This is a genomic window from Mycobacterium sp. NGS57 (assembly GCF_059812405.1).
The window spans coordinates 190,629-211,165 of record NZ_JCALCP010000007.1 but is presented as its reverse complement, the minus strand read 5'-3'; the positions used below and the strand labels follow the sequence as shown (position 1 = coordinate 211,165).

Genomic DNA, 20,537 nt, shown 5'->3' with positions numbered 1-20,537 from the left:
GCCGCCATCATGTCTGGTGCGCTAGACGGCAGCCCAGCCGCCGTCCACGCTCAGGATCGTGCCGTGGATGTTCGCGGCGTCGTCACTGGCCAGAAACGCCCAGCACCGGCGCGAGGTGGCCGGCAAATTCGTGTTGCCGTTGCCCGTACCCGTCCGCCCAGGATTTGTGAACGAATGCAGGGCGGCCTTGCTGGCGCTGTAGACCGCCGAACCGGCGGACCCGCGAAGCCCGGTGATCGAGCCGATGTTGACGACGGTTCCCCGGCCACCGCGCGCCATCTGCGGCGCGACCACGCCGGTCAGCAGGAACGGCGCGAAGACGTTTACGCCAAACGCTTCCCGCAACGACTGTCCGCAGACCTCGGCGGTCGGCGCCGGCGTCAGGATGGTGGCCGCGTTGTTGACCAGGATGTCGAGGCGCCCGCCCGCGGCATCGGTGGCCGCCTCGACGATCCGCCGAATCTCCTCGTCTCCTGCACCCAAGTCACCCGCCACGAATGCCGCGTCACCCCCGGCCGCTGGGATGCCGGCGACGACCGTGTCCCCACGGGACTTGTCGCGCCCGCTGACGATCACCGAGGCGCCCCAGGCCCGCGGTCGAACCGGTGACCAGTGCTGTGCGGCCGGACAGCCGCGAGTCGGCATCATGCTGGCGACCGGTGACCTGCCCTACCTGGAGGCAGCCCTCGACGAGGCGATCGCGGCCCTGCGCTACGGCTGACGTTCTACCGGATCGGCAGCCCGGTCAGCGCCCGCGAAATCACCAGGCGCTGAATCTCGCTCGTGCCCTCGAAAATGGTGAAGATCTTGGCGTCGCGGTGCATCCGCTCCACGGGGTAGTCGCGGGTGTACCCGTTGCCACCCAGGATCTGGATCGCCTCGTCGGTCACGTAGACCGCGGTCTCGCTGGCCACCAGCTTGGCCATCGAGCCCTCCGCCGAGTCGAAGTTGACGTTGTTGTGCGCCATCCATCCGGCCCGCCACACCAGCAAGCGCGCGGCGTCGATGCGGCTCTTCATGTCCGCCAGCTTGAACGCCACCGCCTGGAACTCGCCGATCTTGCGTCCGAATTGTTCGCGCTGGCAGGCGTATTCGAGTGCGTACTCGTAGGCGGCGCGCGCGACGCCGACGGCCATCGCGCCGACACCGGGCCGGGTGCGCTCGAACGTCTTCATCGCCGCCTGCCCGCCCGCGGACCCACCCGACTTGACCCGGGCGATCCGCGCCTCGAACTTCTCCCGGCCGCCGAGAATCAGGTCCTCGGACAGCCGGACGTTGTCGAGCACCACCTCGGCGGTGTGTGAGGCGCGGATCCCGTGCTTCTTGAACTTCTGCCCCTGGGACAGCCCCTTGGTGCCCGGGGGGAGCAGGAAGGTGGCCTGCCCGCGGGTGCCGAGCTCGGGATAGACCGACGCCACCACGATGTGCACGTTGGCGATGCCGCCGTTGGTCGCCCAGGTCTTCGTGCCGTTGAGGACCCACTCGCGGGCCGCCTCGTCGTAGCGGGCGCGGGCGCGGATGGCCCCGACGTCAGAGCCGGCGTCGGGCTCCGACGAGCAGAACGCGCCGAGCTTGGGGTCGTCGGGCGTGCCGAACATCTCCGGGAGCCAGCGGCCCAGCTGTTCGGGAGTTCCGTTGCCCGCCAACGCCGCCGCGGCGAGCGCGGTGCCCATGATGGACAGGGCGATACCCGCGTCGCCCCAGAACATCTCCTCGAACGCGGTGAGCAGTCCCAGGCCGGTCGGCTCGGCCGCCTGCTGGGCGAAGAAATCCGGCGAGTACAGGCCCACCTTCGCGGCCTCCTGAATCACCGGCCACGGAGTTTCCTCGCGCTCGTCCCATTCGGCCGCGGCCGGGCGAACCACCTCGGCCGCAAACTTGTGCACCCAATCGCGCACCTCGATCACATCGTCGCTCAGTTGCAGTGAAAACGACATGGCTATGCTCCTGAAATAGGTTGGGGATCAGTGTTTTTGGTATTGGTGTGCCGCGCGAGGGCGCCGAGCGTCTGCTGCACCCACGCCTCGAAGTAGCGGCCTTCGTCGATGTTGCCGGGCAGGCGCCCGGTCAGCGCCTGCAGCGTCGCGGCGTAGGACAGCGATCCGATCGCGACGGCCGCGCTCGCCTCGGGATCCGGGATGCTGGTGCGACCGGACCGATTGGACGCCGCCAATTCGTCGGCGAACCGCTGGTAGGCGTTGTCGGTGATGACCTGCCACGTCTTTTCGTCGAGGTCGCCGAGCTCGTCGGGTTCGCGCAACATGACCTTGAGCAGATCCTCGCTCTGGGTCAGGTTGTTCCAGATCAGCTGGCCAGCGGTGCGCACCGCCTGCTCGACACTGCCCGGCGCGCCCGCGTCGTACTGCTCTCGCGCGGCCACGATGCTGTCGGTGCGGTGCGCGACGGCGGCCTCCAGCAGCTCCCGCTTGGAGCCGAAGTGCTTGTAGAGCGCGCCGGAACCGGGCGCCAGCCCGGATGCCCGCTGGATGTCGGCGACCGACGTGGACGCGTACCCCTTGTCGGCAAACAGCTTCAGCGCCGCGGCCAGCAGCCGGTCACGTCCCGAAGGTGGCATGGTGAGAGAGTACTCACTCACTTGGCCCGTGACCAAGCGGGTGTTGCGCAGTTCACAGCCGCATCCGTCGCTGCATGGTGTCTCGCCTCCCACGCGGCGCCGAGCGTGAAGCTGGTGCGAGAAATCGTGCTGGATTTCGCCGTGGCTGGACGCTCGGCGAGAGGGGCCATCGCGGCTATGTATCCTTCGGCGCATCGCGGCTGTGTATCCTTCGGCGCATCGCGGCTATATATCCTTCGGCGCATCGCGGCTGTGTATCCTTCGGCGCATCGCGGCTGTGTATCCTTCGGCGCATCGCGCCTATATATCCTGAGTCCGATGTTCAAGCCGGGGGCGAGCACGGAAGGCGAAATGTCACTGGTTCGGCAGGCGCCGCGGACGGTGAGAACGGGATAACCAGTGGCCCTCGATAACCCCCTGTCCCGGCATGTGCAGCTCCCAATGCGGGTGCTGTCGCTGCGCACCATCGTCATCGTCGCCGCCCTGTCCGTGATCGTCCTCGTCGTCCTGCTGGGCGCCTGGGTATGGATCGGCGTCACCAACGACCAGTACAGCCAGCTCGACCGCCGGCTGGACTCGGTCAGCAGCCTGGGCGACATCAACACGCTGATCAACAGCGCTCAGCTCACCAGCCCGGATCGGCCCATGCCGGACGGCAACCTGGTGCGCACCGCCCGCATCGGGGATGTGGCCGTGTCCCTTCCCGGCAGTATCGTGCTGCCCAAACTTCCCAACGGGTACGCGAACACGACCATCGACGGCGTGCAGTACCGCGTCCGGACCTTCACCGCGGGTCCCGCCTCGATTGCTCTCGCGGCGCCGTTGGCCGAAGCGCAACACCGGATCAATCAGCTGCACCTGCGGGTGTTGCTGATCTGCGGCAGCGTGATCGGCGGCACGGTCATCGTCGGCTGGTTCATCTCGTTGATCATGGTCAACCCGTTCTTGCTGCTGGCCCAGCAGGCCCGCGCCATCAACGCGCAGTCCAGCCCCGACGAGGTCCAGGTACGGGGCGTGCGTGAGGCGGTCGAGATCGCCGAGGCGGTCGAGGGCATGCTGGCCCGTATCGGCAACGAGCAGCAGCGCACAAAGGCGGCCCTCGAGTCGGCGCGCGACTTCGCCGCCGTCGCCTCTCATGAGCTGCGCACCCCGCTGACGGCCATGCGGACCAACCTGGAAGTGTTGTCCACCTTGGAAATTCCCGCGGAGCAACGTAAGGAGGTCATCGGCGACGTCATCCGCACCCAGAGCAGGATCGAGGCCACACTCACCGCGCTCGAACGGCTGGCGCAGGGCGAATTGACCACGGTCGACGACTTCGTCCCGTTCGACATCACCGAACTGCTGGACCGCGCCGCCCACGACGCACTTCGCGTCTACCCCGACGTGCAGGTGTCGCTGGTGCCGTCGCCGACCGTGCTGATGGTGGGGATGCCCACCGGACTGCGGCTGGTCATCGACAACGCCATCGCCAACGCCGTCAAGCACGGCAGCGCCACCGAAATCAGGCTCACCGTAAGCAGTTCCGGCGAAGGCGTGGAAGTGGCGATCGACGACGACGGCACCGGGGTCCCCGAAGACGAACGCACCGCGGTCTTCGAACGCTTCTCGCGCGGCTCGACCGCCGCGCGTTCGGGATCGGGGTTGGGGCTGGCGCTGGTCGCCCAACAGGCCGAATTGCACGGCGGGACGGCGTCCCTGCACTCCAGCCCGCTCGGCGGCACGCGCCTGCTGCTGCGGCTGGCGGGCGACGGCCGGGGCCCGGCGTCGACGTGACGCCGGCCGCCGTCCGATTGAAGGCCTGGGGATTCGATTGTGCGCATGTGGCTTTGAGTGTGAGCGCAGGGGGTCACCTGAGCGACATCTCCGCCCACGATTCACACCGAAAGCCCTGGATTCACACTGCAATCCAATCGCAGCGACGATTCAGGTAAAGGAGGGCGACGTTGATGGAACGACGAATTCGGCCGACGCGATGCTAGGCCACCTGGGTGTCAACGTGCCCGACCTTAGAGCCGCGAAGCGCTACTACGACGCGCTGATGCCGCTCGTCGGCTTCGAGCCGTTCATTCAGGCCGCCGACGAATTCGCCTACAAGCCGGCCGAAAACAAGCCCGGCACCTACCTGTTCTTCTACCCGGCAACACAGCCTGGCGAGTATTCGTCGGAGCGCGCCGGTCTGCAGCACCTGGCGTTCATCGTGCGGCGCCGGTCCGCCGTGCACGCGGTGCACGACCATGTCCTGCGCATCGGCGGCACGATCATCCACGCCCCGCAGCACTTCCCGCAGTACCCGGGTCACTACTACGCCACCTTCTGGTACGACCCGTTCGGGATCAAGCTCGAGGCCGTCTGCCACCACGACCGCGACTAAGCGGGCGTTCCGGCCAGGCCCGCCGGAACCGGTTGACGCTCGGGCTCTTTCGTTTTCGGCGAAACACGGCGCGGCCGGCCACCGGGCCAGAAGAACCAACTGCCCAGCAACGCCGCGATGGACGGCACTACGAAGGCTCGCACAACCAGGGTGTCGATCAGCAGCCCGACCGCGATGGTGGTCCCGATCTGGGCGATGCTGAGCACACTGCTGCCCAACAAAGCCAGCATTGTGAGCCCGAAGACGATGCCGGCGGTGGTGACCACGCCGCCGGTGGCGCCGACGGCGCGCACGACACCCGTTTTGATGCCCGCGGTCGCCTCCTGCTTGATCCGCAGCGCCAGCAGCAGGTTGTAGTCCGCGCCGACGGCGATCAGCGCGATGAACGCGATGGGCGCGACTGCCCAGTGCAGGTTGTGATGCAGCAGCTCCTGCCAGATGAGCGCGCTCGCCCCCAGCGCCGACGCGTAGGAAGCGACGACGGTCCCGACGACGACCAGTCCGGCCACCGGGCTGCGTAGCATCGCCGTGACGATCAGGAAGATCAGGACCAGCGCGGCCCCCACGAGCAACGAGGTGTCGCGCGCAACAAACCGCTGCAGGTCGGCTGTCACGGGCCCGACGCCGGCCAGATCGACTCCGATCGGTGTCAGCGTTCCCTCCTTGGTGGCTTCCCGGACCGCGGTGCGCACCTGCGCCGTTCGCGCGGCGCCGTCAGCGCCCCACTCCTGGCCGTCGCCGTAGACCAGCAGGTAGGTGGCGCGACCGTCCGCAGAGGTCAGCTGGTGCAGCACTTCGTTGTAGCGGGGGTCGGTGAACGCCCGCTGCGGCAGGTAGAAACCGGCCGCGGCGCTGCCCTGGAACCCGGTGGCGATCTCGTTCAGGTAGTCGGTCAACTGGTGCAGCTGCGGCCCCAGGGAATCGCCGAGGTCCAGCAGGTAGCGGGTGGCCGAACGCGCCTGTCCCAGTGCATCGTTCATCGACGCCACGGATTGCGGTAGTCCGGCCAGCGCCCTGGCTGCCGTGCCGGACCCGTTGGTCAGCCTCGCGGCGCCGTCGCCGAGCCGCGTCGAGGTCTGCACGAGGCTGTCGACGGGTTGCAGCACGCGCTCGACCGTCGAACACACCGGGTTGGTGGCACAGTCCGGGGTGCGCGCGACGAAGCCCCGCAGCGGGTCGAGATAGCCCGACACCGTCGTGACCGAGCGCTGCACGCCGTCCATGCCGGCGCGCATGTCGTCGGCGGCCGCGGACATGTCCGCGAGTCCCGAACTGCCGCTGCGCAATCCACCACCGAGCCCGTCCACGGCCGCTTGCGCCTGGGCGAGCGCGCCGTCGAGTTCGGAGATGCGGCCCAGGCGCTGGGTCAGCGAGTCGATCGTGTCACCGAGCCGACGGCCGAGCACGCCACTCTGATACGTCAGCGTCGCCTGGTCGGGCACCGTGCCGTCGGGGCGACTTGCGGACTGCACCTTGCGCACTCCCGGTATCGCCATGATCTGGCGCGTGATCCGCTCGACGGCGATCAGCCCTGCCGGGTTGCGCAGGTCGTGGTCGGCCTGGACGGTGACGACGTCGGGTAGCAGCGAATTGGGCGCGAAGTGCCGGTCGCCGGCCGCGTAGCCGCGGCTGGACTCGGCGCCCGACGGCGTGGCGGCGGGTTCGTTCCAGCCCACCCGCATTCCGGCCAGCGGCAGCGCCGCCAGCACGGTCAACCCGCCGGCGGTGACGAGGACGGGCCCGGGCCACCGCGCCACCGTGGCCCCGGCGCGCCGCCAGCGCCGCGACGTCGCCGATGTCCGCGGCTCGAGAAACCCGCGGCGCAGCGCCAGGGCCATCAGCGCCGGCGTCAACGTCAGCGCCGCGGCCATGGTCACCAGAATCGCAATGGCACAGGGGATCCCGGCGCTGCGGAACATCCCGACCTCGGCGAAGCCCAGGCACGCCAGCGCCGCAGAGATCGTCAACGCCGATCCGATCACCACCGGGGCGACGGCACGGTAGGCCTCGCTCAGCGCCTGGCCGGGTGCGACGCCGCGCCGGCGGCCCTCGTGGTAGCGGCCGATGAGGAATATTGCATAGTCGGTTCCCGCGCCCAACGTCATCGCGGCCATCAGCGCCACCGAGAACAGCGACACCTCAACAACATTGGCCTGTCCGAGCGCGGCGGTGACGGCCCGGCCCAGGGCCAGCGCGACGCCCACCGACGTCAGCGGGATCGCCGCGGCGACCGGCGACCGGTACACCAACAGCAGTAGCACCAGGATGAGGCCGACGGTGACGGCGGTGATCGTCATCATCTGCCGGTCGATGGCGGCGAATTCGTCGACGATCGTCGCGCCGGGGCCTGTGACGAGGACGCGCAGCCCCGATGGGGGCGCAAGCTTGGACACGGTGTCGCGCAACGCGTCCACCGAATGGCGGGCTTGCGAGGTGCCGAGCATTCCGGCGAGCCGCACCATGACGCTCACCGCCCGCCCGTCCGAGCTCTGGGCACCCGCGGCCGTGGCGGGTTGCGACCACAGGTCGGTCACGGCGTACACGTGCCGGCCGTCCGAGCGCAGCGCGGCGGTCAACGCGTCGTAGAACCGGCGGTCGGCGGGGGAGAGTCGCTGATCACGCTCCAGCACCACGTAAACGAAATTGTTGCTGGGTTTCTGGCCGAACAACTGGGCGGCGCGCGACGCCGCGATCGAACTGGCCGCGTCGGCCGGCATGAACGTGCGGGCGTGGGAGTCCACGACCCGTTCCAGTTGCGGCACGGCGACATTGGCGACAGCAGCGGCCAGGATCCACAGGCCCGCGACGAGGACCGCATAGCGACCGGTCAGGCGCGCGAGGGCCCCCGGCCGGTCAGGCAACGGTCTGCCGGCCGCCGGCGGGCCCGCCGAACAGGCCCACGGCGACGTGCTCCCCGCGAATCAGCGACCGCACCCGCAGCGACCGGCGCGAGCCGGCCTTCACCAACGCGTGCAGCCCCGGCTCGGCGGCCTCGAGATCGGCGAGCACCTGCTCGGCGGGCAGGCCCTCGTGGGCCGCCTGGTCCAGCTTGGCCACCAGCATGGTGATCCAGCGCTGTCCGAGCGAAAGCAGCACTCCTTCCTCGTCGCCGAACAAGCGGGAAACCTCGGAGGAGTTGTCGAGCAACGCGAGTGCGGCGTCGGGGTCGGTGTCGGCTTTCCTGATCACTTCGGCCATGAAGGCCATGCGGTCGTGCAGCAGTGTCCATGTCATGACTCGACGGTAGGAACGCGCACCCTGTGCGCGCGTCGTGCCGGAGTTCGGTTTTCGTCTCCTACCACGGGCGGAGACCGGTGCCGACCGCAGCACGATGTGAGCGGGCCGGCAACTCTTCTAGGATTGGGCGATGTCGGGTGCCGCTATGGGCTACGTGAGGAAACGGCTTCGTCAACGGGGTGAGCTGATTCCGCTGGAGATGCCATGGTCGTTCGTGATCACGACCGATCTGCTCGTGGTCATCGGCGGGGTGCTCTCGACTCTGCAGCGGCCCGCCGCCGACCTGCCCGCCGCGCTGGCGGCGTCCCTGATCGCGGTCTCGCCGCTGATCCTGTTTTTCCTGTTCAACATGAAGTTCAGCCCCGCGTTGATTTGGGGCTGCTGGTGGGCGGCCACCGCGGTGATGTTGTTCGCGACGTCGACTCCCATTCCCGCCGATTGCGCGCCGATGCTCCTGGTGCTGATGATCGGGGTAGTCGGCGCCCAGACCAATGCCATGGCAGGGTTTTTCGCGACCGTGTCGGCGGCCGCGCTCATGCTTGCGGCCGCTTCGCTGCACCGCCTGGACGCGGTCGCGCTATATGTCGGCATGGCGGCGGTCGGCTGGCTGGTCGGCTACCTGCTGAACACCCAGCAGGTGTTGCTGGTCGAACAACGGCGAGCGCAGGAAGCGCTGGCCGAGCACGCCGCCGCCGACGAGCGGCGACGCATCGCCCGCGAAGTGCACGACGTCATCGCCCACTCGCTGAGCATCACGCTGCTGCACCTTACCGGCGCCCGGCGGGCGCTGCAGCAGGACCGCGACGTCGACGACGCGGTCGAGGCGCTCGAACAGGCCGAGCGGCTGGGCCGTCAGGCGATGGCCGACATCCGTCGTACGGTCGGGCTCCTCGACAATGCGCAGCCAACGGCCGCGCACCTCGCACCCGAACCGGGTATCGACGACATCGGCGTTCTGGTAGCAGATTTCGACCGCGCCGGGCTGGACGTCTCCCTGCGCAGCGACGGACCCGCCGAACGCGTCTCGGCTGCGGTCGGCCTTGCGCTGTATCGCATCACTCAAGAGTCGCTGGCGAATGTCGCCAAGCACGCGCCGGATTCCACATCGACTGTGGCGGTGGAGATCTACGCCGCGACGGTGCGGCTGGCCATCCGCAGTCGGCTGCCGGCCGCGGTGGCCGCGGCGCCAACTGCGGAGGGCCGGGGCGTGCGCGGCATGCGGCAACGGGTGGAGTTGCTGGGCGGGATCATCGACGTGGGGCCGAGTCCCGACGGATGGTCGGTGCGGGTGGAGATCCCCCTCGGCGAGGGGGACCCGGGCCGCCGGCTGCCGTGGTGCAAGCCGTGATCGACCAAGCCGCCGAGATCGCCGTGCTGCTGGTCGACGACCAGGACCTGGTGCGGTCCGGGCTGCGCCGGATCCTGCGCCGCAAGGACGGTTTCGTCGTCGTCGCCGAGTGCGCCGACGGCGACGAGGTACCCGCGGCGGTGGCGGCGCACCGACCCGACGTGGTCGTGATGGACCTGCGGATGCGGCGGGTCGACGGGATCGAGGCGACGCGCAGGCTGACCGGGGGACCGCCGGTGCTGGCGCTGACGACGTTCAACGAGGACGAGCTGCTCTCGGGCGCCTTGCGGGCCGGCGCCGCCGGATTCGTGCTCAAGGACTCCTCGGCCGAGGAGTTGATCCGCGCGGTGCGGGCGGTCGCCCGGGGCGACAGCTATCTGGACCCCGCGGTCACCGCGCGCGTGCTGACCACCTATCGCAAGGCCGCCGACGGTTCCCGGGACAAGCGCGGCAACGAGACCGCCCACCTCACCACCCGCGAACTCGACGTGCTGACGCTGATCGGAAAGGGCTTGTCCAACAGCGAAATCGCCGACGAGCTCTGCATCTCCGGCGTCACCGTCAAAAGTCACATCGGCCGGATATTCGGCAAGCTCGACCTGCGGGACCGGGCCGCGGCGATTGTCTACGCCTACGACACCGGGATCGTCGCCCCCCGCTGAGCGTTACTGTGTCGCCGCCCCGGAGATCGACTTGAGGACCGTGTAGCCGTCGATCCCCTCGGCGCCGAGCTCGCGCCCGTAGCCGCTGCCCTTCACCCCACCGAACGGGGCGAAGGGGTCCATGGTGTAGCCCTGGTTGACCCCGAAGGTCCCGGTGCGCACCCGGCCCGCGATGCCGACCCCGCGGCCGTGATCGGCGGTGAACACCGATCCGGCCAGCCCGTAGTCGGAGTCGTTGGCGATCGCGACGGCCTCGTCCTCGTCGCGGTAGGCGATGGCGGTCAGCACCGGGCCGAAGATCTCCTCGCGGGCGATGCGCATGGTGTTGTCGGCATCGGCGAACAGTGTCGGTTTCACATACCAGCCGCTGTCCATGCCGGCGGGTTGTTCGGCGCCTCCGGTGACGAGGCGAGCGCCTTCCCGCTGTCCCTCGGTGATGTAGTTGCGGACGCGCTCCTGCTGGCGGCGCGCGACCAGCGGCCCCAGCTGTGTCTCCGGGTCGGCCGGATCGCCGATGCGCAGCGCCTGCATCTCGGCCGCCAACGCGTCGACGAACTCCCCGCTTCGGTTGGCGGGCAGCAGGATTCGGGTCAGTGCGTTGCAGATCTGGCCGCAGTTGGACAGGCTCGCCGACCGGATGGCGGTCGCGACCGCGGCGGGATCGGCGTCGTCGAGCACGATCGCCGCGGACTTGCCCCCGAGTTCCAGGCTGACCCGCTTGAGGTCGGCCGCACACGCCGCGGCGACGGCCTTGCCGGCGTTGGTCGAGCCGGTGAACGACACCTTGTCCACGCCACGGTGGCGGATCAACTGCTCACCGACGGCCGCGTCGCCGGGCAGCACGCTCACCACACCGGCGGGCAGCTGGGCCTCTTCGAGCAGCTCGGCGAGCAACAGCGCGTCGAGTGGGGATTCCGGGGCGGGCTTGACGACGACGCAGCATCCGGCCAGCAGCGCCGGGATCAGCTTGGTGACGATGAGGAACTGCGGCATGTTCCACGGGACGATCGCCGCGACGACGCCGACGGGTTCGCGGCGGATGTCGAGGTCGGATCCGTAGAAACCCGGCCGCGTCTCCCGCCACGGGAAACCTTCGGCGAGGTCACAGAACGCGCCCATCATCATGGCCGGCAGGCCGACTTGAGCGCGCTGGGCAAAGGCGGTGGGGGCGCCGATTTCGGCGGTGATCAGCTCGGCCATCTGGGTGCGTTGCGCCCCATAGAGTTTCGCGAGCCGGCGCACGGCCGCGATGCGCTCGGCGGGGTCCAGGCGCGGCCACGGTCCCTCGTCGAACGCGGTGCGCGCGCTCGCGACGGCGGCGTCCACGTCGGCGGGGCCGGCCGCGGCCACCCGGGCGATGGGCGATTCGGTATGCGGCGAAATTATCTCGATGGTGTCGCCGGTGCCGGGTGAGGACCATGTCCCACCGATGAATAGGGCGTCGTGTCGGCGCACTGCAGGTCCTCCTCGGACGTGGGTCGAACTGGCAATATCAACTACTTGCGATTGTGATGTCGAGCATATACGGTCGGCAGATATGGCCCGCTTCCCTAAGCCGCCCGAAGGCAGCTGGACACAGCATTACCCCGAGCTGGGCACCGGACCGGTGTCGTATCAGGATTCGATCAGCCCTGGGGTCTACGAGTTGGAGCGCGCGGCGATCTTCAAGCGCGCGTGGCTGAATGTCGGCCGCGTGGAAAGCATTCCACGCAAGGGCAGCTATTTCACCAAGGAACTCAAGGTCGTCAACACGTCGATCATCGTGGTGCGCAACGCACAGGGCAAGGTCAACGCGTTCCACAACATCTGCCGGCACCGCGGCAACAAGCTGGTGTGGAACGACATGCCGCTCGAGGAGACCAGCGGCGTGTGCCGCCAGTTCACCTGCAAATACCACGCCTGGCGCTACGACCTGGACGGCAAGCTGACCCACGTGCAGCAGGAGAGCGAGTTCTTCGATCTCGACAAGAGCCGCTACGGCCTGGTGCCGGTGCATTGTGACGTGTGGGAGGGGTTTATCTTCGTCAACTTCGCCCCCCAACCCGAGCAGTCGCTGCGGGAATTCCTCGGGCCGATGATCACGGACTTGGAGGGCTATCCCTTCGACCGGCTGACATCCCGCTGGTATTACCGGTCAGAGGTGAACGCCAATTGGAAGCTCTACATGGACGCGTTCCAGGAGTTCTACCACGCACCGGTGTTGCACGCGAACCAGTCGCCGACCACCTATTCCAAGGCCGCGGCCGAAGCCGGCTTCGAGGCGCCGCACTATCGCATCGAGGGCCCGCACCGCCTGGTCAGTACCTCGGGGATCCGGGCCTGGGAAATGGACGCCGAGATGCGCAAGCCCATGGAGGACATCTGCCAGAGCGGATTGTTCGGGCCTTGGGACAAGCAGGATCTCGGCGAGATGCCTTCGGGGTTGAACCCGGCCAAGTGTGACCCGTGGGGCCTGGACTCGTTTCAGCTGTTCCCCAACTTCGTCATCCTGTTCTGGGGCCAGGGCTGGTACCTGACCTACCACTACTGGCCGACGTCGTACAACACCCACGTGTTCGAGGGAACGCTGTATTTCCCGCAGCCGCGCACCCCGCGTGAACGGATTGCCCAGGAACTGGCCGCGGTGACGTTCAAGGAATACGGACTGCAGGACGCCAACACCCTGGAGGCGACCCAGGGCATGGTCGAGTCCGGCGTGGTGCGCGAATTCCTGCTCAACGACCAGGAAGTACTGATCCGCCACCTGCACAAGGAGACCGCCGGCTGGATCGCCGACTACCAGAGCCAGACGGCGGGGGTGTAGCCGTGACCGCCAAGCTGCCAACCGAATTCGCGGACTTGGAACCGTTTTCGGCCTGGTGTCTGGACAGCGAACCGCAGCGCTACGAGAAGCGGCTGAACAGCTCGGTGGCCGAGATGCAGGCGTTCTACGACGCCATCACCCCGCGGGCCGAGGAAGCCATCGCCTACTGCGACAAGTTCCCGCTGGATGACCTGCCCGACGACGTCACCAACCTGATGCACCTGCTGTATTCGATGATCATGGTGTCCTTCCCGGTGGAATGCTGGAAACAGCCGCGGGTGCCCGACTCGGGCGCCTCCAGCATCGACTGCCTCTCCGAACCCGTCCCGTGACCGTTGTCCTGAAGGCCTCGCGGTGGGCCGACGTCGACGCCGGCGAGGTCCGCTCGCCGGCCGTCCTGGTCGTCGAGGGCGACCGGATCAGCGCCGTCAATCCCGTTGAGCCACAACCGGATTCGGCAACGGAGATCGACCTCGGCGACGTGACGCTGCTGCCGGGTCTGATGGACATGGAACTCAACCTGCTCATCGGCGGCCCCGGCGGGCCGGAGGGTCTGCCCAGCCCGATGCACGGTGTGCAGGACGATCCGGCATACCGCACGCTGCGCGGCGCCGTCAACGCCCGCACCACCCTCGACGCCGGCTTCACCACGGTGCGCAACCTCGGCCTGATGGTCAAGACCGGCGGCTACCTGTTGGACGTGGCACTGCAGCGCGCGATCGACCAGGGCTGGCACGCCGGGCCGCGGATCGTGCCCGCCGGGCACGCCGTCACGCCCTACGGCGGGCACCTGGATCCGACGGTCTTCCAAAGGCTGGCCCCGGGCATCATGCCGCTGAGTGTGGCCGAGGGCATCGCCAACGGCGTTCCCGACGTCCGCGCGTGCGTGCGCTACCAGATTCGCCATGGCGCCAAGCTGATCAAGGTGTCGGCGTCGGGCGGCGTGATGTCACACAGCACGGCGCCGGGCGCCCAGCAGTACTCCGACGAGGAGTTCGCCGCCATCGCCGACGAGGCGCACCGCGCGGGCGTCCGTGTCGCCGCGCACGCCGTCGGCGACACCGCCATCCGCGCCTGCATCAGGGCGGGCATCGACTGCATCGAACACGGCTTTCTGGCCACCGACGAGACGATCCAGATGATGGTCGACCACGGCACCTTCCTGGTGTCGACGACCTATCTGACCGAGGCGATGGCGGTCGACCGGATCGCACCCGAATTGCGCAAGAAGGCCAACGAGGTGTTCCCGCGGGCAAAGTCGATGTTGCCCAAGGCGATTGCCGCGGGCGTGCGCATCGCCTGCGGCACCGACGCGCCGGCCATCCCGCACGGGCAGAACGCCAAGGAGTTGTGCGCGCTGGTGGATCGCGGCATGACGCCGATGCAGGCGATCCGCGCGGCGACGGTGACCAGCGCCGAGCTGATCGAAGCCGAACACGAGCTGGGACGCCTGGCCCCCGGCTACCTTGCCGACATCATCGCGGTGCCGGGGGATCCCTCCCGGGACATCGCGACCACCCTTGACGTGCGGTTCGTGATGAAAGACGGCCTGGTGCAACGGATCCCGAAGCAGGGCCTGTGACGGCCGCGGGGGGCACAGCGCTCAGCGACAAAATTCTGTGGCTGCTCAAGCAGGCCTTCCACTTTTCGCTGACCACGGTGAACGAGGCCATCAGCGGCCATGGTGTCACGACCGCACAGATCGGCCTGATGCGTCAGCTCGCCGACGACCCCGGCCTGTCGGGCGCCGAACTGGCCCGGCGGCTGTTGATCAGCCCGCAAGGCGTGCAGCTGGCGCTGTCCGCGCTCGAGGGCCGCGGTCTGGTGGAGCGCAAGCAGAACCCGCAGCACGGCCGGATCATGCAGGCGTACCTCACCGACGAGGGCCGTGCTGTGACTGCGGCGGTTCTGGCCGACGCGATCGCCGCGCACGAGAGCGTGTTCGGGGTGCTGACCGGCGATGAACAGCAGCTGCTGCACGACCTGCTCGCCCGCGTCGTCGAGAAAGGCACCGGGCACACGTTGCTCAGCGAGCGCACCGAATCCTGATTGGCGCCAAGTATGTCCGAAACGGTATTGGTCACCGGCGCGTTCGGCCTGGTGGGGTCGGCGATGGTGAAGCGCTTGGCGGCCGACGGCCGGCGGGTGATCGCGACCGGGCGCGACAGCCCGGCGAATCGCAAAGCCGCGCAACGGCTCCCGGCCGGCGTGGACCGTCGCTGGGCCGATCTCGCCGATCCCGCCGACATTCAGCGGGTGGTCGCCGAGGTGGCGCCTACCGCGATCATTCACCTCGCGGCCGTCATCCCGCCCGGGATATATCGCGACGCCGCCTTCGCCCGCAGGGTCAACGTCGACGCGACCGCGGTCCTGGTGAGCTGCGCCGCATCCCTGCCGGATCCGCCGCGGTTCGTGCACGCGTCGAGTTCGGCTGTGTACGGCGCGCCCAACCCGCACCGGTACCCGGCGCTTTGCCGCCCCGACACGCCGACCCGGCCGTGCGACCTGTACGGCGGGCACAAGCTCGAAGCCGAGCGGGCGGTGCGGGCGTCGGGCCTGGACTGGGTGATCCTGCGGCTCGGTGCGGTGTTCACCGTCGACCCGGCTGAAGAGCACTTCGACGCCGACATCGCGTTTTTCGGAAGCCTGCTGCCGATGGATGAACGGGTGCACTCCGTCGACTCCCGCGACGTCGCGGTCGCGCTGGCGGCCGCCACGACCGCGGACGTCGTCGGGGAAACCCTGCTGATCGCCGGCGACGAATCACACCTGTTGACGCAGCGAGACACGACAGAGGGTCCGGGGGACGCGCGCGGGCTCCGGGGACTGAGCAAGGCGACGTGCGCGCGGCCCGGGAACCCCGACAGCGACGACGACTGGTTCCTCAACTGCTGGATGGACGTCACCCGGGCCCAGGAGGCCCTGTCGTTTCAGCGCCATTCGTGGCCGGACATGCTCGAGGAGATGCGCGTGCACGCGGGGTGGAAGCGCTATCCGATGCGGCTCGCCGCCCCGCTGGTACGAACTGCTCTCAACCGCCGCTCCGCCTATCGCGATCGGCCCGGCGAGTACGCCGACCCGTGGGCAGAGCTGCGCGCGCGATACGGCGAACCCAGTCTGGACACCGCCGCGCACTAGCATATGTCAAGTACTTGATAATCATGACAAGTGCTTGATACTCTGGCCCGGATGGGACAGCCAGGTGGAGGTCCAGACTCCCAAGACGCTTCGGCGGTCAACGGTTTCGCGGCCCTGCGCATCAAGCAGGTGGTGCGGGAAACCGGCGACGCCGTGTCGCTGGTGTTCGACGTGCCCGTCTCGGACGAGCCCCGGTTCTGCTACCAGGCCGGCCAATTCCTCACGCTGCGGGTTCAGGTGAATGGTCGGGAACATCGGCGCTGCTACTCCATGTCGTCGACGCCGGTGTCCGGGGAGGATCTGCGCATCACGGTCAAACGTGACGCCGGCGGGGTGGTGTCGAACTGGATCAACGACACGGCATCGGCCGGCGACGAAATTCACGTGGAGCCGCCCGCCGGGCGGTTCGTCCTGCAGGACGGCGATCGCGACCTGGTGGCCTTCGCCGGCGGCAGCGGCATCACCCCGGTCTTTTCGCTCCTCCGCTGGGCGTTGGCGAACACGACCCGTACCGTCCGGCTGTTCTATGCCAATCGCAGCCGGGATTCGGTCATCTTCGCCGACGCGCTGGCCCGGCTGGCCGACCGACACCCCGACCGGCTGGTGGTCGAGCATCACGTCGACGACGACAACGGCGTGGTCCAAGCGGCCCAGATCGACGACTTCCTGGGGCGGCCCGACCACACCGACGTCTACATCTGCGGCCCCGCGGCGTTCATGAACGTCGCTGAAGCGGCCGTGCTGGGCGGCGGCGTGCCCCACGACCGAGTGCACTTGGAGCGCTTCGACATTCCGCAGCCACCCCCGGCCCCGGCCGGGGGGTCGGTCACCGAACAGGTGACCATCCACTTGGACCGGCAGAAGACCACGGTCAAGTACCGCGACGGCGAGACCTTGCTGCAGACCGCACGCTCGGCGGCCCTGCGGGCACCGTCGTCGTGCGAAACCGGCTCCTGCGGAACGTGTATGGCCCGGCTGACCGAGGGCAGCGCGCGAATGATCAACAATGACGCACTGACCGAGGACGAGGTCGCCGACGGCTGGGTGCTGACCTGCCAGTCGTTGCCGACCAGCCGCTCGGTCACGGTGGTCTACGAGTGATGGGATGGACAGCGATGGGACAACGGCGATGACACGGGTCGCGGTGGTGACCGGCGGTGCGTCGGGCATGGGCGAGGCCACGTGCCACGAGCTGGGCCGGCGCGGGCTTAAGGTTGCGGTGCTCGACCTCAACGGCGAAGCGGCGCAGCGGGTTTCCGAGGACCTGCGCGCGGCGGGGGTCACTGCGCTCGCGGTGGCGGCCGACGTCAGCGACCGGCACGCGGTAGAGGAGGCCTTCGCCAAGGTCCGCAGCGAGCTGGGGCCGGTGAGCGTCCTGGTGACCAGCGCCGGGATGGTCGGCTTCGACGATTTCATCGACATCACACCGGAGTCGTGGTCGCGGATCGTCGATGTCAACCTGACCGGCACCTTCCATTGCTGCCAGGTGGCGCTGCCCGACATGATCGCCGCCAAATGGGGCCGCGTCGTGATGATTTCGTCGTCCAGCGCGCAACGCGGATCACCGAGGATGGCGCACTACGCGGCCTCCAAGGGCGCGGTCATCGCGCTGACCAAATCGCTGGCGCGCGAATACGCCCCGCTGGGAATCACGGTGAACAACATCCCCCCGTCGGGAATCGAGACGCCGATGCAGCGCGAGTCGCAGGCGCAAGGGCACCTGAGGTCCAACGAGGAGATGGCGAGCCTGATTCCGTTGGGTCACCTCGGGACCGGCGACGACATCGCCGCGGCGGTGGGCTTCTTGTGTTCGGAGGAAGCCGGATTCATCACCGGCCAGGTGCTCGGCGTCAACGGCGGGGCCGTGATGTGAACGCGACCAAAATCCTTCAACAGCCGCGGAATACATTCCAGAGAGGCAGGTTCTGATGGGTCGATGGCCTAAGCCGGCGGAGGGCAGCTGGACTGAGCACTACCCGGAGCTGGGTACCGGACCGATCTCCTTCCGGGATTCGACGTCACCGGAGTTCTACGAGCTCGAGCGGGAGGCGATCTTCAAGCGGGCCTGGCTCAACGTGGGCCGGGTCGAGGAGCTGCCGAAGGTCGGCAGCTATTTCACCAAGGAGATCGAGGCCGCGCGCGTCTCGATCATCGTGGTGAAAGGCAAGGACGAGGTGATCCGCGCCTTCTACAACGTCTGCCGCCACCGCGGAAACAAGTTGGTGTGGAACGACTTTCCGCAGGACGAAACCAGGGGGACCTGCCGGCAGTTCACCTGCAAATACCACGGCTGGCGTTACGACCTCAACGGCGCACTGACCTTCGTGCAGCAGCCGTCGGAGTTCTTCGACCTGAACACCGACGAGTACGGCCTGCGCCCGGTGCACTGCGATGTGTGGAACGGGTTCATCTTCGTCAACCTCGACGAGCAACCGCGCCAGAGCCTGCGGGGTTTCCTCGGGCCGATGATCACCGGGCTCGACGACTACCCGTTCGGCAAGCTCACCGAACGCTATGACTTCGTGGCGCAGAACAACAGCAACTGGAAGATCTTCGCCGATGCGTTCCAGGAGTACTACCATGTCCCCTCGCTGCATCCCCAGCAGGTGCCGTCGGAAGTGCGCGACCCCAACGCAGGATTCGAGTGCGCCCACTTCCAGATCGACGGACCGCACCGGGTGGTCTCCACCGCGGGCACCCGCCGTTGGCTGCTCGCGCCGGAATACATGTATCCGATCGAGCGGGCCACCCGCAGCGGGCTCGTCGGGCCATGGCGCACACCGGATCTCGGCCAACTGCCCGCCGGGCTCAACCCCGGCGGCATCGACCCCTGGGGCATCAGCAACTTCCAGATCTTCCCCAACCTGGAGATCCTGATCTACGGCGGCTGGTATCTGCTGTACCGGTACTGGCCGACGTCGCACAACACCCACCGGTTCGAGGCCTACACCGCTTTCCACCCCGCCCGCACCGTGCGGGAGCGCATCGAGCACGAGGTGGCGGCCGTGGTGCTGAAGGAGTTCGCCCTGCAGGACGCCGGCATGCTCGGCGGCACCCAGGCGGCCCTGGAAACCGGCGTCGTCGACGAGTTCCCGCTCAACGACCAGGAGATCCTGGTGCGCCACCTGCACAAGGAGGTCGTCGACTGGGTCGATCGGTATCAGCGGGACCTGCAACCGGCGGGGGTGTGAGCGATGCCCAACTCCCTGCTGCCGAGCGCATTCGCCGAGCTCGAAGGGTTCGCCGAAACATGGTGCCTGGCAACCGAAGCCGAGCGCTGGAACCAACGGATGGCCAGCAGCATGCCCGAGATGCGGGAATTCCACGACGCGTTTTTTCCACGCCTGGAAGAGGCGATCGACTACTGCGACAAGTTCCCGCTGGAGGAGCTGCCCGAGGACGCCTTGCATCTGTTGCACCTGATCTATTCGTTGGTGATGGTCGCGATGGCGGTCGAGATCTTCGCCCAGCCCAAACCCACCGACGCCGCCGACGCCGTCCTCGACCGCGTCGGCGAACCAGTGCCGTGACCCCCATCAGAAAGGACGGGCGATGAGCCTGATCACGATCAACAAACTGACTTCGTCGGTCGGCGCCGAAGTCGTCGGCGTCGACGCCGACCGGTTGGCTTCCGACGACCTCCTCGGCGGCGCGGTGATGGAGGCGTTGGAGGACAACGGCGTATTGGTCTTTCGTGGGCTGGGTCTCGAGCCCGAGGCGCAGGTCGATTTCTGCCGCCGCCTCGGCGAGGTGGACTATTCGTCCGACGGGCACCATCCGGTGGCGGGCATCTACCCGATCACCCTCGACACGTCGAAGAACTCCTCGGCCGCCTACCTTCGGGCCACGTTCGACTGGCACATCGACGGATGCACGCCCGTCAACGACGAGTGCCCGCAGAAGGCCACGCTGCTGTCGGCGGTGGCGGTCGCCGACCGCGGCGGTGAAACGGAATTCGCCAATTCCTACGCGGCCTACGAGGAACTGACCGACGAGGAGAAGCGCCGGTTCGGCGCGCTGCGCGTGGTGCATTCCCTGGAGGCGTCTCAGCGCCGCGTCACCCCCGACCCCACGCCGGAGCAGGTGCAGCGCTGGCGGCAGCGGCGCACGCACGAGCATCCGCTGGTGTGGACGCATCGCAACGGCCGCAAGTCGATGGTTCTGGGCGCGTCCGCGGACTACATACTCGGCATGGACCTCGACGAGGGCCGCGCGCTGCTGGCCGAATTGTTGGACCGCTCAACGAGTCCCGACAAGGTGTACCGTCACAACTGGTCGGTCGGTGACACCGTCATCTGGGACAACCAAGGAGTGCTGCACCGGGCGGCGCCCTATGACCCGGACTCGCCGCGGGAGATGCTGCGCACCACCGTGCTCGGCAACGAGCCGATCGAGTAGAG

Annotated in this window: 20 protein-coding genes and 1 pseudogene; 15 read left to right on the top strand and 6 right to left on the bottom strand. The window is 68.2% G+C overall.

What is annotated here, in order from left to right; all coding sequences use genetic code 11:
* Positions 1-21: 21 nt before the first annotated feature.
* A complete protein-coding gene (locus tag AC5Y43_RS15370) occupies positions 22-645 on the bottom strand; it encodes an SDR family NAD(P)-dependent oxidoreductase (protein ID WP_499973799.1) in 624 nt (207 codons plus the stop codon).
* On the opposite strand from AC5Y43_RS15370, the pseudogene AC5Y43_RS15365 reads away from it, so the two are divergent.
* Positions 620-721, top strand: a pseudogene (locus AC5Y43_RS15365) (TetR/AcrR family transcriptional regulator); the annotation flags it as partial. The gene AC5Y43_RS15370 and the pseudogene AC5Y43_RS15365 sit on opposite strands and share 26 nt — an antisense overlap.
* A gap of 4 nt (positions 722-725) precedes the next feature.
* Here the strand turns inward: AC5Y43_RS15365 and AC5Y43_RS15360 are convergent.
* On the bottom strand, positions 726-1,937 hold the full coding sequence (locus AC5Y43_RS15360) for an acyl-CoA dehydrogenase family protein (protein ID WP_499973797.1): 1,212 nt from the start codon (positions 1,935-1,937) through the stop codon (positions 726-728).
* Between the two features lie 2 nt (positions 1,938-1,939).
* Positions 1,940-2,575 carry a TetR/AcrR family transcriptional regulator gene (locus AC5Y43_RS15355; RefSeq protein ID WP_499973795.1) on the bottom strand — a complete coding sequence of 212 codons (636 nt, stop codon included), beginning with the start codon at positions 2,573-2,575 and terminating at the stop codon, positions 1,940-1,942.
* Between the two features lie 441 nt (positions 2,576-3,016).
* Between AC5Y43_RS15355 and AC5Y43_RS15350 the strand changes: the two genes are divergently transcribed.
* The gene (locus AC5Y43_RS15350; protein WP_499974028.1) at positions 3,017-4,351 is read left to right on the top strand and encodes a sensor histidine kinase; all 1,335 of its coding nucleotides are present in this window, start codon (positions 3,017-3,019) and stop codon (positions 4,349-4,351) included.
* Positions 4,352-4,550: 199 nt separating this feature from the next.
* A complete protein-coding gene (locus AC5Y43_RS15345) occupies positions 4,551-4,949 on the top strand; it encodes a VOC family protein (RefSeq protein ID WP_499973793.1) in 399 nt (132 codons plus the stop codon).
* Here the strand turns inward: AC5Y43_RS15345 and AC5Y43_RS15340 are convergent.
* Together AC5Y43_RS15340 and AC5Y43_RS15335 are read right to left on the bottom strand one after the other, a co-directional pair.
* On the bottom strand, positions 4,946-7,810 hold the full coding sequence (locus AC5Y43_RS15340; RefSeq protein WP_499973792.1) for an MMPL/RND family transporter: 2,865 nt from the start codon (positions 7,808-7,810) through the stop codon (positions 4,946-4,948). The genes AC5Y43_RS15345 and AC5Y43_RS15340 overlap by 4 nt on opposite strands.
* Positions 7,803-8,183, bottom strand: coding sequence for a hypothetical protein (locus AC5Y43_RS15335; RefSeq protein WP_499973790.1), 381 nt, complete (start codon positions 8,181-8,183; stop codon positions 7,803-7,805). Before AC5Y43_RS15335 ends, AC5Y43_RS15340 begins: the two co-directional genes overlap by 8 nt.
* A gap of 133 nt (positions 8,184-8,316) precedes the next feature.
* On the opposite strand from AC5Y43_RS15335, the gene AC5Y43_RS15330 reads away from it, so the two are divergent.
* Positions 8,317-9,534 carry a sensor histidine kinase gene (locus AC5Y43_RS15330; RefSeq protein ID WP_499973789.1) on the top strand — a complete coding sequence of 406 codons (1,218 nt, stop codon included), beginning with the start codon at positions 8,317-8,319 and terminating at the stop codon, positions 9,532-9,534.
* The gene (locus AC5Y43_RS15325) at positions 9,531-10,196 is read left to right on the top strand and encodes a response regulator transcription factor (protein ID WP_499973787.1); all 666 of its coding nucleotides are present in this window, start codon (positions 9,531-9,533) and stop codon (positions 10,194-10,196) included. The genes AC5Y43_RS15330 and AC5Y43_RS15325 overlap by 4 nt, the downstream gene beginning before the upstream one ends.
* A 3-nt stretch (positions 10,197-10,199) precedes the next feature.
* On the opposite strand, the gene AC5Y43_RS15320 is transcribed toward AC5Y43_RS15325, so the two are convergent.
* Positions 10,200-11,651, bottom strand: a complete 1,452-nt coding sequence (locus tag AC5Y43_RS15320) for an aldehyde dehydrogenase (RefSeq protein WP_499973785.1) — start codon at positions 11,649-11,651, stop codon at positions 10,200-10,202.
* Positions 11,652-11,733: 82 nt separating this feature from the next.
* Here AC5Y43_RS15320 and AC5Y43_RS15315 point away from each other — a divergent pair, with 82 nt between their 5' ends.
* Genes AC5Y43_RS15315 through AC5Y43_RS15270 form a run of 10 tightly spaced genes read left to right on the top strand, consistent with a single transcriptional unit; the run spans position 11,734 to position 20,535 of the window.
* Positions 11,734-12,999, top strand: coding sequence for an aromatic ring-hydroxylating oxygenase subunit alpha (locus AC5Y43_RS15315; protein ID WP_499973783.1), 1,266 nt, complete (start codon positions 11,734-11,736; stop codon positions 12,997-12,999).
* A gap of 2 nt (positions 13,000-13,001) precedes the next feature.
* Entirely contained in the window at positions 13,002-13,331 is a 330-nt protein-coding gene (locus AC5Y43_RS15310) for a hypothetical protein (RefSeq protein ID WP_499973781.1), read from the top strand.
* Positions 13,328-14,581, top strand: a complete 1,254-nt coding sequence (locus AC5Y43_RS15305) for a metal-dependent hydrolase family protein (protein WP_499973780.1) — start codon at positions 13,328-13,330, stop codon at positions 14,579-14,581. The genes AC5Y43_RS15310 and AC5Y43_RS15305 overlap by 4 nt, the downstream gene beginning before the upstream one ends.
* Positions 14,578-15,048, top strand: a complete 471-nt coding sequence (locus tag AC5Y43_RS15300; RefSeq protein ID WP_499973778.1) for a MarR family winged helix-turn-helix transcriptional regulator — start codon at positions 14,578-14,580, stop codon at positions 15,046-15,048. The genes AC5Y43_RS15305 and AC5Y43_RS15300 overlap by 4 nt, the downstream gene beginning before the upstream one ends.
* A gap of 12 nt (positions 15,049-15,060) precedes the next feature.
* The gene (locus AC5Y43_RS15295; protein ID WP_499973776.1) at positions 15,061-16,137 is read left to right on the top strand and encodes an NAD-dependent epimerase/dehydratase family protein; all 1,077 of its coding nucleotides are present in this window, start codon (positions 15,061-15,063) and stop codon (positions 16,135-16,137) included.
* A gap of 51 nt (positions 16,138-16,188) precedes the next feature.
* On the top strand, positions 16,189-17,238 hold the full coding sequence (locus tag AC5Y43_RS15290; protein ID WP_499973774.1) for a 2Fe-2S iron-sulfur cluster-binding protein: 1,050 nt from the start codon (positions 16,189-16,191) through the stop codon (positions 17,236-17,238).
* A 28-nt stretch (positions 17,239-17,266) separates the two neighbouring features.
* Positions 17,267-18,010, top strand: coding sequence for an SDR family NAD(P)-dependent oxidoreductase (locus tag AC5Y43_RS15285; protein ID WP_499973773.1), 744 nt, complete (start codon positions 17,267-17,269; stop codon positions 18,008-18,010).
* Between the two features lie 55 nt (positions 18,011-18,065).
* Positions 18,066-19,328 (top strand): aromatic ring-hydroxylating oxygenase subunit alpha, encoded by a 1,263-nt coding sequence (locus AC5Y43_RS15280; protein ID WP_499973771.1) that lies wholly within the window; start codon positions 18,066-18,068, stop codon positions 19,326-19,328.
* Positions 19,329-19,331: 3 nt separating this feature from the next.
* Positions 19,332-19,667 (top strand): hypothetical protein, encoded by a 336-nt coding sequence (locus AC5Y43_RS15275; protein WP_499973770.1) that lies wholly within the window; start codon positions 19,332-19,334, stop codon positions 19,665-19,667.
* A gap of 22 nt (positions 19,668-19,689) precedes the next feature.
* Positions 19,690-20,535 (top strand): TauD/TfdA dioxygenase family protein, encoded by an 846-nt coding sequence (locus AC5Y43_RS15270; protein ID WP_499973768.1) that lies wholly within the window; start codon positions 19,690-19,692, stop codon positions 20,533-20,535.
* Positions 20,536-20,537: the final 2 nt, after the last annotated feature.